The following is a 13,393-nucleotide window of genomic DNA, read 5'->3' as shown; positions in this document are numbered from 1 at the left end:
ACCTTAACCAAGCAATAATAATAGGAGGAAGCGTTTACAATAGATGAAGGAGACAAATTCATTTCTTCCTCTCTTCATTCACGGTATACTATATTTCGAGTGTCGAAAGAAAGGAAGATCAGCATGCCCGAACAAACAATTACCAACGCCAAAGCAAGCGATAAGATATGGACACGTGATTTCACTCTTATTTGTATGGCCAACTTTTTTATTTTTTTAGGATTCCAAATGACTTTGCCGACGATTCCGCTATTTGTCCAGGAGTTAGGCGGCAGTGACAAATTGATTGGTGTCATCACTGGTATTTTTACATTTTCAGCTCTTGTATTCCGGCCATATGCCGGCCATGCATTGGAATCAAAAGGCAGGCAGTTTGTCTACATGCTCGGATTAGCTATATTTGTGTTATCTGTGGGCTCTTATGCATTTATTTTTAGTATTGTCTTTTTATTTATTATGCGGATGGTTCAGGGGATAGGCTGGGGTTTTTCCACCACCGCTACCGGAACAATTGCCACCGATTTAATTCCGCCGAAGCGGCGTGGCGAAGGGATGGGGTATTTCGGGCTTTCAGGAAACTTGGCGCTTGCCTTCGGACCAGCCCTTGGATTAACGCTGGCCGGCTATATATCATTCACCCAGTTGTTTTTGATTTGCTCAGCACTTGGCTTAGTCGCACTCGTTTTATCTTCTCAAATAAAATATAAAAAAGTGGAGCAATCCAGCAATAAATCGGTAACTGTGAAATTTGATATCTTTGAAAAAAGTGCTATCCAGCCTTCGCTGTTATTGTTTTTTATCACTGTAACGTTTGGAGGGATTGCTTCATTTCTACCGTTATACACTGCAAAGGCAGGCATCAGCGGCATTGAAGTGTACTTCTTGATTTATGCTGTATTTTTAATGGTTTCCAGAACATTCGCCGGCAGACTTTATGACGCTAAAGGCCATGTCGTTGTCTTTTTGCCGGGAACCCTGATGATACTTGCTGCTATGTTATTGTTAGTCTGGCTTCCGAATTCCCTAGTATTATTCATAGCTGCTGGATTGTACGGTCTCGGGTTCGGCAGTGTCCAGCCAGCATTGCAGGCATGGTCGGTCGATAAAGCTCCGGCCAACAGAAAAGGGATGGCGAATGCCACCTTCTTCTCATTCTTCGATCTTGGCGTCGGAATTGGGGCGATGACGTTCGGACAAATCGCCTTTTTGTTTGGCTACAGGTTTATTTATCTTACGGCTGCCGCTTCTGTTTTCCTCTCTATGCTATTGTATGTGATTCTGTTAATTAACAGCAGCCGAAAAACAGCATAACCACAGAAAAAACTCCTGATGAACAATCGCTCAGCGACTGTATCAGGAGCTTTTTCAAATTTATGTGTCCACAAAATTATTTACTGTCGTTAATTTGTTTAATTGCTTTTAAATCGCATTTTGGTTTTCTGTGGTAAGTTAACAGTCCGTTTATTTCCTGTTCTACGTCTGTTAATTGGGTATAACAGAACCCTTGTACAGCCGGGGAATCGAACAGTGCTTTTGTCATTCTGGAATATCCATCAATTAAGTCCTCTCCTGAATTGACAGCCGAATATCCCCATCCGTTCGGCTGGTCGCTTTCTTTTACATCATAAGCAATCCCGCCATATTCGGTAATCAATATCGGTTCACCCTGGTGGTTGAAGCCGCTAGCGTAAATTGGCCGGTTGGCAGGTGTTGTCGAAACGGCGCTTTCCACAGTCTGATACGCCTCAGCCATTTCCTCAGCTGAACGGTAGTTATGAATGCCGCAAATATCGGAAATGGTATGCTCCCAGCCCTCGTTTGATAAAACCGGTCGGGTTGTATCTAATGATTTCGTTAAATAGTACATAGCCAAGGAATGGTTCTGCTGCTGTTTTTCTCTGGCTACCCTGGAAATGCCCCAGCTCTCATTAAGCGGCACCCACACCACCAGGCTCGGATGGCTGTAATCACGCTTGACTGCCTGCGCCCACTCTGCAGAAATCCGTTCTACTGCATCTTCACTGTATTCTGAGCAATTGGCCATTTCGCCCCAAACAAGAAATCCTAACCGGTCGGCCCAGTATAGATAACGGGGGTCTTCCACCTTTTGGTGTTTCCTGGCACCGTTAAACCCCATTTCTTTTGCGAGTACAATGTCCTGCTTTAAGGAATCATCCGATTCAGCAGTTAACAGTCCTCCCGGAAAGTATCCTTGGTCAAGCACTAATTTTTGAAAATACGGCTTGTTGTTCAGCATGAATTTGCCATCTTCCACCGACACCTTCCGCATGCCAAAATAACTGGAAACCTTGTCAACGACTTCTCCGTCGCTTACCAATTGTAATTCTACGTCAAATAAATTGGGGTGTTCCGGCGTCCAATACCAGCCAGGGCCATGAATATTGCTCCGGTCTGTGAAACGCCCGCGTATATCAAAGCTGCGCTTCAAGTAATATTGATAAAGTCCAATCTGCTCTGAAATAATCTTCCTGCCTTGGAAGAAAACATTTACTAAAAGCTCCGTGTTGATAAGCTCTCCAGTAAATTCAGCCTCCAGCTTTATGTTTCCCTGGTCAATATCCGGCGTCCAACGCAATCGGTCGATCGAGGTAGCAGCTACTGGCTCCAACCATACGGTCTGCCAGATTCCGGTTGTTCTCGTGTAAAAAATAGAAGCGGACTGTTCATGCCAATACTGTTTCCCGCGGGGGATGGTGACATCTTCAGAAGGATCAACCACCCTGACGGTCAGCTGATTGTCACCCTCAGAAAGCAGGTGGGTAATATTCATGGAGAACGGCACATTGCCACCTTGATGAAAAGCTGCCTGCTCTCCATTCACATAAACCCATGCCTGGTAATCAACCGCTCCGAAATGAAGAATAATTTGCTGTCCTTTCCACTCCTCAGGAATGGAAAAAGTCCTGTGGTACCAGACAACATCATGAAAAGAAGGATCTCCGATGCCGCTGTTCGATGCTTGATAAGCAAACGGTACATTAATTGTTTTAGCCTTCGGAAAAGATTGGTACCACTTTTCCTTTAGTCCTGCTTGTTCATCATCGAAAGAAAAGTTCCATTCTCCGTTTAAATTTAACCATTTATCTCTTTGAAATTGAGGTCTGGGATATTCTGTTTGTAAGTTCGCCATAAGACTACCTCCGATGAATTATTTAATACCTGTTTGGGTTATTCCTTTAATTAATTGCTTCTGGCCGATCAAAAAGACAATCAGGATCGGTACCGTCGCAATGGTGGTTAATGCCATCAATTTTCCATAAGAGGAAACAAAGCTTCCTTGCTGCATAATGGCAATTCCTGTCGTGATTGTTCTCATATCAGGCGTATTAGTTGCGACCAATGGCCATAAAAAATCGTTATAAATCTGCATAAACGAGAAGATGGCCAGTGTCCATAATATCGGCCGTGCCGATGGAACAACGACTTTGGCAAAAATCTGCCACTTATTCGCCCCATCCAAATGCGCTGCCTCTTCCAATTCCTTAGGAAACGACTTAAAAAATTGATAGAGCAAAAATACACCGAATGCATTCGCCGTATAAGGAAAAATCAACACAGCATACGTGTTCAAAAGCCCCATATTACTGAACTGCATGTACATAGGCAGAAAAGTAATCACAAATGGGATCATTAACGTGCTGATAAATAAGGGGAACAAGTATTTTTTAAAAGGAACATCCAACCTGGCCAGACCGTATGCGGCCATAGCATCAATCGTAACAATGATTGCTGTACCAGCAATCCCTGCGAATAACGAGTTGAACATCCACCTGAATATAGGAACGTCCACCTCTTCTCCAAGCAAGGTGTACGTATAATTTTCAATGGTAAATTCTTCCGGAATCCAATTCAGCCCACCGGCAATAGCCTCAAAATCATTTTTAAATGAGGTGGAAATCATCCAGGCGAGTGGAATCAGAAACAAAAGCGCTATTATAGAAGCAAGAATGATCAGCCCTGTCTTTTTACCTGTCTGTTTCATCTGGCTTTTCTCCCTTCCTGGTTCCGGTTGGAAATTTTAAACTGAACAATCGAAACACCAATCATAATTAACGACATAAGCAAAGCCATTGCTGAAGCCATCCCTAATTCACGCTGTTCGAAAGCAAGATCAACAATTCCCATTAACAATACCTCTGTTGAATCGCCTGGTCCGCCGCGTGTCATTAAGTAAGGCTGTCCATAGACGTTAAAAGAAGCGATGGTCGAAGTAATCACCACAAACAACATAATCGGTCGAATCGACGGCAGCGTAATATGAATAAACTTCTGCCAGGCAGACGCTCCATCGATCGAGCTCGCTTCATAGAGATCCTCCGGCACTTCGTTTAACGCATTAATGAAAATAATCATGTTAAAACCAAGTGTCCACCATACCGTAGCACCGACAAGAGATATCCAGGCAAATGGCTGTCTCGTCAGCCACGGTACCGGATCAAATCCCAAACTCATCAAAAAATTATTCAACAGCCCTGAATTAGTATCCAATATCCAAAGAAAAATAATGGAAATTACCGATACAGAAATAGCGTAGGGAATAAAATAGATGGTCCGGAACAATCCTCTAATTCTGCCGGGCAGACTGTTTAACAACAGAGCCAGTGCCAGACCGATAATTACCAGCAGCGGCACGGAAAAAACAACGAACTTTATTGTATTCCACAGCCCTTCAAAGAACAGGGCATTCATCGCTGAATCCGGGTTGAAAATCCTGGTATAGTTCGCGAACCCAATAAAAGGATGCTCCTTGGACAATAAATTGTAATCGTTTAAACTAATATAAATTCCATAAACAAGAGGGAAAAATAAAAATGCCAAAAACATGGCGAGATAAGGTAAAACAAACAAAAAAGACGTTAACTTGGAGCGTCTATCCCTTTTTGCTTTGCTCATCGGCAGTCTTGCTTCTTCCATTGCTTCTTCACCTCATTTCAAAAACTATCTTACCGTTCTAGATTTAGTACAGAACAATTAGCCTTTTGCATGTAATTAATAGACTTATAGACTCCCGGCTCATAGAAACCTGTGTAACGAACCTTTTCTATGGTTCACCTAAAGCATCTACAGCTTTAAAGAAAATAAGCAGGCGCAGCAGCCGCCTGCTTATTTTCACTCTGCTGCTTACTCTTCTAAGGCTTGGGAAGCCTTTTGCTGTGCTTCTTCTAACGCTTCTTTTACATCCTTTTGTCCTAGAAGTGCTTCATTGACTGCTTCCATTAGCGGACTAGTTGCCTGTCCCCAGTTTTCTACATCAGGGGCAAATGTGACATAATCAAATTGTTTGGCCACTTGTGGCGATTGGTCATTGACTTCCTGGAACTCTTCACTTTCATAAACAGCTTTTGATGCCGGAGCCTGGCCAGATTCTGCCCAAGCTAACGCATTATCGCCGACATAGCTTAAGAAATTGGTAATTGCATCAAGCTTTTCTTCATTACCGCTTTTCGGAATAACAAAATTATGGGAGTTCGCATAAACTCCTTCTTGTTCTGTTCCAAGCTGCGGGACAGGGGCAACTCCATAGTTGATACCTGATTCTTCCCATTGTTCAAGCATCCATGGACCGTTCATGTGCATTCCGCTTTTCCCTTGCAAGAACAAAGTCACTTCTCCATCCTGTTGAACATCTTTAGGAGACACTTCATATTCTTCAATTAATGACTTTTCGAATTCCAATGCTTCTACAACCGCGTCTGATGTAAATTGAACTTCGCCATCTTTATAAAGCTCGCCGCCATTTTGGTTGACGATGGTCGGAAAAATGAACTCTTGCGGCCACAAGGTCGGCACTACATATCCATATTGATTGTTATCTTTATCAGTAAGCGCTTGAGCATATTCAATAAATTCTTCCCGGTTAGCCGGCGGCTGTTCCGGATTCAATCCTGCTTCCTTAAACATGTCTTTGTTCCAATAGAAAAGCAGTGGATGAATATCAAGCGGCACACCATAAATCTCACCATCTACTGAGGCTCCCTCGATACCATTGGGATGGTATTCATCTTCGGTTATTTCCTCACCCATAAGATCGTTCAAGCTCCTAAGCACATCTTTTTCGGCATAGGTAAAAATTTGATCACCGTGCATCACAAGTAAATCTGGCATGTTTGATTCACCATTGATAGCTAAGTCGACATTTTTGTAATACTCTGTCTGTGGCACAATCTGAAAGTTAACCGTGTATTCGTCCTGTGAATCATTATAGCCATCCACTATTTCTTTCATGTAGGGACCATCAGGGCCGGAAAATGGGGCCCACAGGGTGATTTCAGAGCTGTCACCAGACCCTTCCTTTTCCCCTGAATCACCACCTTCATTGTCTACCACCCCGCTATTTCCGTTACATGCTGCCAAAACGAAAGTTAATAAGCATGTGAAAAAGATTCCCAACCATGTTTTTGTACGTTTCATAATCCCACTCCCTTTTCAAAATATAAGCGCTTTCATAAACGTGTTAAAAAATAAACCCATCTTTGTTAGTTAGTCTCGGGTGCTGTTTGTGATTGCTCACTAGGTTTGCCGCCTTCCATTACCGGCCAGCCATTTTCCCAGCGAATTGGATCAATCAGTAACGGCCTTCGTGAAGCGCCTGACCATAGCAATGGATCGTTTTTTTCAATAGCATGGTAGACCATCCAGTCCTGCCCGGCTTCATCGGTTATTATGGCATTGTGGCCAGGTCCGGCAAACCTACCGTTTGCATCTGCTGATAAGATGGTTGTTCCGCCGTTGTCCAACAGCTTTTTACCTTCCTGGTCAACATAAGGGCCCTTAAAACTGTCTGCACGTCCAACCGCGACATGGTACGTACTGTCCGCCCCTTCACAACACGAACCTTTCGAACCGAAGAAGTAATAGCTCGACTCATGTTTAACGATATAAGGTGCCTCATATGCATCACCCGCTATCGGAAACGGCTCACCAATTCGGGACAAGCCATCCTCGGATAACTCGACACCATAGATACCATGAAAGCTTCCCCAGACAAGGTAGGGGGTCCCGTCTTCAACACGAAAGAACGGATCAATGGAATTAGCAACACCGACTTCTTCACTAGTGAACAATTTGCCTTGATCCTCAAAAGGCCCGCCAGGAAAATCAGAAACAGCTACACCAATTCCCGGATTGCTGTCTCCCCAAATGGATAAAGAATAATAAAGATAATACCGGTCGTTATAGTACTGGATATCGGGAGCCCAGATGCTTCCTGCGCCTTTCCAATCTGGTTTTTCGCTAAATGCTTCTCCAATAAATTCCCAATCCGCCATATTCTTTGACCGCACAATCGGAACAAGCTTTGTTTCAGAGTCATCTCCCCAGGCATCTTCGGTCCCATAGGCATAATAATAGCCATCATCTGCCTTAATGATCGAAGGATCAGCCAACACAGGCTCATACACGGGGTTTTGATATTGACTGGTCTCCTCTGATGGTCCATCAGCTGAACAGCCAATCACTACTGGGCAGATACACCCAATCCATAAAATGCACTTCAGCCAAGAGCTGATTTTGTCCCTCCTCCTTTCCGAAGAATCCATGAAATCCTTTAACGATTTTATTATAATATAATTATATGTTTTATTTCAACTATTATTGTAATGAAATATATTTTATTATAGCCTCCCGCAAGTTGTTATTTGAAAAGGACTTATTTCCACAGCATTTTGCAGAAAAAAAACACCCAGGCGTTTGAGCGCCAGCAGGTGTTTATCTTCTTTATCGTTTATTTTTTCTCTTCTACTTGCAGTTTCATCACAATTCCTTGTTCATAATTTCCAAATTTACTGCCGAACAGGTTAAGTCCGCCCATATTGACTGCGTCCTCTTTTACTCCAATTTTAAATGAAATAAATGGCTTCTCTGCTATTTTTAATGTGTCTATCGTGCATTGGCCATTCACCAATGTTCCATCTAAGAAACAGCCTTCCTCGGTAATGCGCCAATTTTTCAGCAAGCCATATTGGGTATGGTTGGTCATCCACCATTCCGGAGTCAAAAAGCCTCTTTCACCTCCGAAGTCGCCAGGTGAGGTCCAAGTGGTGATTTCATATCCATTAATCCAGACAGTAATATCAGACGGCCAATCGAGCTTGTATAATGGGGCCTCAGAGCATATCTCCGCACTGAATTCTAATTGGGTCGCCTTGTCGCCATAAGGCAGCCTGTTTGGAAACCGGTACTCGACAAAACCAGCTTTGAAAAACAACAGCTGTGCTTCTGTCCGGCCTGTTTCATAAAAGGACCGAGGATCATCCTGCATTCCAATGTAATCTTCCACTCCCACCAAGCCGCAGCTCGGTTCCACATAGCAGTCCGTGTACTCGCCGACAGGCATATCATAAACAACCGCATGCTCTGCTTTTTTTGTTTCCTGAGGCCCAATATCGATAACAATCTGGTCGTAATTCTTAGTATTGATTTTTTGTGTACCTCTGCCAGGCAGCAATTCAGTGATAATTAAATTGACATCCTCCAGCTTTTTCACATTAACAGCTGTCGTTGAAAATGGAAGCCCTAACCGTTCCGATAGTTCATTCACATTGTGCGGGCGCTCGCTCAACAGACGTAATATTGCCATTCTATGTTTATTTGATATCGCCTTACATACTTCAATTGCGTCTTCGAAAGTCAACTCCAGCGTTCTCATGTTATTTCCCCACTTTTATTCTAACAATAGTTGTAATAATAAAAGTATAAGCTATATCGCTTTCCTTTTAAAGCTTAAAATACTAAACATGTAAAAAAGTAGCAGATCCCATCTAGCACATCATTAAGAAGTGAGTAATCCCCCACGATTTCATGCTCGAGGGGTTATCTTCACATTAACTCTCCTGTTTAGTTTGCAGCTCCTCAATCGTATCTTTTATTTGGCCGGCGATTTGTTCTAAGACTTTATGGATGGTGATGCTACCTTGCTTTGTTTCCAAATTGATAGCTGCCAGCCCATTCTGGGCAATTATTTCACAGGAAATAATTGCTGAAATAGGAGCTTTGACATCATCCTTGCCATCAGAGGTTAACATATTGTAAAAACTAACGTTTTGGTTAGTCACGAATAACAGCTTCGTAGGTTTATCGTTAGGCGATGCAACGGCCAGTAGGGACTCGCCCTCTTCTAAATTATTGTCCGTAAATGTTTTAATATATCTTTTCATAATAGCCTTTCTGCCAAAACCTGCATTTTCTATCGTTTCCTTAATGCTATCAAACACTTCCAACACCTGCCTTTCCCCCCTAATTATACCGCAACTTACCAGAGACAACAAAAAGAGGTTAAATCCGCTTGCAAAAACCGGACATTAACAGCATAGGAAGTTTTAAAAGACCCTCTTCAAGCATTCGATTGATGACGTAATGGATAGAAATGGCGATATAACAGTAGGTAATTTCTTAATAGTATCGGATAAGCGCTAGGACTGAGCTACGGAAATCCACTACGCTTTCCGCGGGCGGCTGGTGAGCCTTCTCGAGCTTGCGCTCTGGGGTCTCACCGAGGTCTTCCCTCCCGCAGGAGTCTCCGTGGATTTCCTTCTCTGATAGTCTGCAAACTGTTTTCAACCAATGTTCTTGATGACATTCGCTCTTCCTTCCGCAATGGAAATGTTTTATGAAAGGGGGGTCCGATGGGCCGACTATTGTAAGGCAACAGAAAAGGGTTACTCCCCACAGTTTATTTTCCATCATATCCAAGCGATCTCAAAGAATTGCTGCACCCGTGGTTCTAATAATTTTATCAATTCCAGCGAACATGGTATGGTAGAAAGAAACGTCATTTATTCTTCCAATAAGCAGGCGTTTTGAATGAACTAACATGTTACATACTAACTATAAATATAAAGAGCAAAGTGAGGTCTTTAGAAACATGAACGTCGACAAACCAAAATCCATCCTTGTTATCTTTGGTGCTACTGGTGATTTAGCCAACAGAAAATTATTTCCGTCCATTTACAGATTGTACAAAAACGGCAAACTTTCCGAAGACTTTGCTGTCGTCGGTGTCGCCAGACGACCGCTCACTAACGAAGATTTTCGGAGCAATGTAGAGCATTCGGTTACTTCTTCACGGCCGGAAAATGAACAAATAAACGCTGATTTCTTTTCTCATTTTTATTATCAGCCATTTGATGTTACTGATTTAGCTTCTTATCAGAAATTAAAAAGCCTGCTTCATTCTCTTGATGAAAAACACCATACCGGTGAGAACCGTATTTTTTATCTGGCGATGGCACCCAACTTCTTTGGAACGATTGCTGAAAACCTGAAGAATGAAGGACTGACAGACACAAACGGCTGGTCCCGCCTGGTAATAGAAAAACCCTTCGGCCATGACTATCCATCGGCGAAAAAGTTGAATGAGCAAATTCGCCAGGCTTTTAACGAGGATCAAATTTATCGAATCGACCATTACCTTGGAAAAGAAATGGTGCAGAATATCGAAGTAATCCGATTTGCCAATGCCATGTTCGAGCCGTTATGGAACAATCAGTACATTGCCAATATCCAGATAACCTCCAGTGAGACATTAGGTGTCGGGGAGCGGGGGCGTTATTACGATAAATCCGGTGCATTGCGTGACATGGTGCAGAACCATATGCTGCAAATGCTCGCGTTACTTGCAATGGAGCCGCCGATCAAGCTTACACCGGATGAAATCCGCAGCGAAAAAGTAAAGGTGCTTCGCGCCCTTAGAGACATGACAGCGGAAAATGTCGATCATTACTTTGTCCGCGGCCAATACGGCCATGGAATATCGAATGGCGAAAAAGTAGACGGCTACCGTGATGAAACAGCAATAGAATCGGATTCAAATACGGAAACATTTGTGGCCGGCAAGCTAATGATTGACAACTTCCGCTGGGCCGGCGTTCCTTTCTACATACGTACCGGGAAACGGATGGAAATTAAAGCAACCGAAATCGTGATCCAATTTAAAGACTTGCCGATGAACCTATACTTTAATAAAGGAAAAGACATCCAGCCCAACTTGCTGGTCATCCATATCCATCCGGATGAAGGAGTCACCCTTCACCTCAACGCAGAAAAACGTGGAGTAGGAACTACCTCGACACCAGTGAAGCTTAATTACTATAGCCATAATGAGGATAAGATCAACACACCAGAGGCCTACGAGGTACTGCTGTATGACTGTATGCTTGGCGACTCGACAAACTTTACCCATTGGGATGAAGTAGCACTTTCCTGGAAATTTGTCGATGTTATCTCCCAAGCATGGCAAAACAAGAAGGCAAACTTTCCAAATTATGAATCTGGGTCCATGGGTCCTAAAGAATCCAATCAATTGCTGGATAAAGACGGCTTCCATTGGTGGTCAATATAAAAAACGCAACCCCAGCTTGCCAATTTTAATACAAGCTGGGGTTTTTGTAACCATATAACAACTCTCCGCCTTCATGGGAGGCCACTGAAAAAGTCCTTTTTAATCTAAAGGTGCTGCCAACGTTTGTTGTTGATTCCACGAACCGCTTGGCGGTGGTTGCTGGCCGCAGGCGTCACCCCCGGTCGCTCATCGTGGAATCAACAGAGGCCCATCTAAAAAGAGTGATGTTACATAGATACGGATATGTGAGTCATCTCATCTTCAGGTCTCGAAGGCATGCGTATTCAAGGTGGGATGGCGATTTTCCCGGAAAATGTGAAACGAATCGTTAAACGAATGAAGGAAGAGAGGGCACAAACCTCTTGAAATTAGACGAAAAGCAGTCTGTATGGAAATTAAATTCCACACAGACTGCTTTTTTAAAATTCTACCTATCATAGAGATTCGGTTTTCAGCGGTCTCCCTTCATGGCAGGGAGTTTTTTGTGTTTATGTTCTGAACGGCTCAGTCCACTGCTTGCAGCTAACCGGTCGTTTACGCTTTTCTTACTTCATCCATTCGGTGTGGTAGGTGCCTTCTTTGTCTAAGCGCTGGTAGGTGTGGGCGCCAAAGTAGTCACGTTGTGCCTGCAACAGGTTGGCTGGCAGCTTTTCGGTGCGATAGCTGTCATAATAAGCTAATGCACTAGAGAAGGCTGGTACCGGAATTCCTCTTTTGATAGCTACAGATAATACTTCTCTCAAGGCAGACTGATAATTTTCGACAATGTCTTTGAAATATGGATCAAGCAGCAGGTTCGTTAATCCTGGCTCGCGGTCATACGCTTCTTTGATCTTTTGCAGGAATTGCGCACGGATAATACAGCCGCCACGGAAAATCATGGCAATATCCCCGTAACGCAGGTTCCAATCGAATTCCTCGGAGGCTGCCCGCATTTGGGCAAATCCTTGGGCATAAGAACAAATCTTACTCATGTATAATGCTTTGCGCACTGCTTCAATTAGTTCTTTTTTATCTCCTTCGAAGGTTTCCTTCGCTTGCGCCGGTCCATTCAACACCTTGCTCGCTTTTACCCGTTCTTCCTTCATAGCTGAAATGAAGCGGGAAAAGACGCTTTCCGTGATAATTGGCAGCGGAACGCCCAGATCCAGGGAGCTTTGGCTTGTCCATTTCCCAGTACCTTTTTGGCCGGCTGTATCAAGAATGACGTCAACAAGCGGTTTGCCCGTTTCCTCGTCCGTCTTAGTGAAAATGTCAGCAGTAATTTCGATAAGATAGCTGTCTAGCTCACCTTTATTCCAATCAGCAAATACTTCGTGCAGTTCTCCCGCATCGAGCCCAAGTACATTTTTTAAAATAAAATAGGCTTCGGAAATTAACTGCATGTCGCCATACTCAATACCATTATGGACCATTTTCACATAGTGGCCGGCTCCATTGGGACCGATGTACGTCGTACAAGGCTCACCATCAACCCTGGCAGCAATCGACTCCAGGATTGGCTGTACCTTTTCGAATGCTTCTTTCTGTCCCCCCGGCATGATCGACGGACCTTTCAACGCGCCTTCTTCACCGCCGGATACACCAGTGCCAATAAAATGCAGCCCGGATTCTGCCAGTTCTTTGTTACGGCGCATGGTATCTTTAAAGAAGGTATTGCCGCCGTCAATTAAAATATCCCCTTCATCTAAATGAGGCTTTAATGACTCGATGGTCGCATCAGTAGCAGCACCTGCTTTTACCATTAACATAATTTTTCTCGGTTTTTCTAATGATGCTACAAATTCCTCAATTGTTTTTGAACCGACAAAGTTTTTTCCTTGCGCCTCGTTTTGCAGAAAATCCTCCGTTTTCTCATAAGAGCGATTAAATACGGAAACCGAGTTGCCACGGCTCTCTATGTTCAACGCAAGGTTCTTGCCCATTACAGCTAAACCTATTACTCCAATTTGTTGCTTTGCCATAAATATTCTTTCCTTTCTTCTGAAGGTTTATTTAGTCTCGCTAGTCAGCTATCCTAAATTCGCTTATGTA

10 protein-coding genes are annotated in these 13,393 nt (G+C 43.4%); 2 read left to right on the top strand and 8 right to left on the bottom strand.

Annotated elements, in window-relative coordinates:
- The first annotated feature begins 123 nt into the window (after positions 1–123).
- Positions 124–1,311 (top strand): MFS transporter, encoded by a 1,188-nt coding sequence (locus BLR93_RS07045; protein ID WP_093212698.1) that lies wholly within the window; start codon positions 124–126, stop codon positions 1,309–1,311.
- A 76-nt stretch (positions 1,312–1,387) separates the two neighbouring features.
- On the opposite strand, the gene BLR93_RS07040 is transcribed toward BLR93_RS07045, so the two are convergent.
- The 7 genes from BLR93_RS07040 to BLR93_RS07010 form a co-directional block, all read right to left on the bottom strand.
- Positions 1,388–3,151 carry a glycoside hydrolase family 2 protein gene (locus BLR93_RS07040; RefSeq protein ID WP_093212696.1) on the bottom strand — a complete coding sequence of 588 codons (1,764 nt, stop codon included), beginning with the start codon at positions 3,149–3,151 and terminating at the stop codon, positions 1,388–1,390.
- A gap of 18 nt (positions 3,152–3,169) precedes the next feature.
- Positions 3,170–4,003: a carbohydrate ABC transporter permease gene (locus BLR93_RS07035; RefSeq protein ID WP_093212694.1), complete on the bottom strand. Its 834-nt coding sequence runs from the start codon at positions 4,001–4,003 to the stop codon at positions 3,170–3,172.
- On the bottom strand, positions 4,000–4,935 hold the full coding sequence (locus BLR93_RS07030; RefSeq protein ID WP_245690085.1) for a carbohydrate ABC transporter permease: 936 nt from the start codon (positions 4,933–4,935) through the stop codon (positions 4,000–4,002). Before BLR93_RS07030 ends, BLR93_RS07035 begins: the two co-directional genes overlap by 4 nt.
- A 207-nt stretch (positions 4,936–5,142) precedes the next feature.
- A complete protein-coding gene (locus BLR93_RS07025) occupies positions 5,143–6,432 on the bottom strand; it encodes an ABC transporter substrate-binding protein (RefSeq protein WP_093212692.1) in 1,290 nt (429 codons plus the stop codon).
- A 65-nt stretch (positions 6,433–6,497) separates the two neighbouring features.
- Positions 6,498–7,478 carry a family 43 glycosylhydrolase gene (locus BLR93_RS07020; protein ID WP_245690084.1) on the bottom strand — a complete coding sequence of 327 codons (981 nt, stop codon included), beginning with the start codon at positions 7,476–7,478 and terminating at the stop codon, positions 6,498–6,500.
- Positions 7,479–7,744: 266 nt separating this feature from the next.
- Positions 7,745–8,668 carry an ArsR/SmtB family transcription factor gene (locus BLR93_RS07015; RefSeq protein ID WP_093212688.1) on the bottom strand — a complete coding sequence of 308 codons (924 nt, stop codon included), beginning with the start codon at positions 8,666–8,668 and terminating at the stop codon, positions 7,745–7,747.
- A gap of 175 nt (positions 8,669–8,843) precedes the next feature.
- Positions 8,844–9,242 carry a hypothetical protein gene (locus BLR93_RS07010; RefSeq protein ID WP_093212686.1) on the bottom strand — a complete coding sequence of 133 codons (399 nt, stop codon included), beginning with the start codon at positions 9,240–9,242 and terminating at the stop codon, positions 8,844–8,846.
- A 641-nt stretch (positions 9,243–9,883) separates the two neighbouring features.
- Here BLR93_RS07010 and zwf point away from each other — a divergent pair.
- Complete coding sequence (gene zwf / locus BLR93_RS07005; RefSeq protein ID WP_093212684.1) at positions 9,884–11,359, top strand: glucose-6-phosphate dehydrogenase; 1,476 nt, start codon at positions 9,884–9,886, stop codon at positions 11,357–11,359.
- Positions 11,360–11,904: 545 nt separating this feature from the next.
- Here the strand turns inward: zwf and gndA are convergent.
- Positions 11,905–13,323: an NADP-dependent phosphogluconate dehydrogenase gene (gene gndA, locus BLR93_RS07000; RefSeq protein ID WP_093212682.1), complete on the bottom strand. Its 1,419-nt coding sequence runs from the start codon at positions 13,321–13,323 to the stop codon at positions 11,905–11,907.
- Positions 13,324–13,393 lie beyond the last annotated feature (70 nt).

Source organism: Sediminibacillus albus, assembly GCF_900101125.1.
In the GTDB taxonomy this organism is placed as follows: domain Bacteria; phylum Bacillota; class Bacilli; order Bacillales; family Amphibacillaceae; genus Sediminibacillus; species Sediminibacillus albus.
This window is presented reverse-complemented; position numbering and strand designations above follow the sequence as displayed.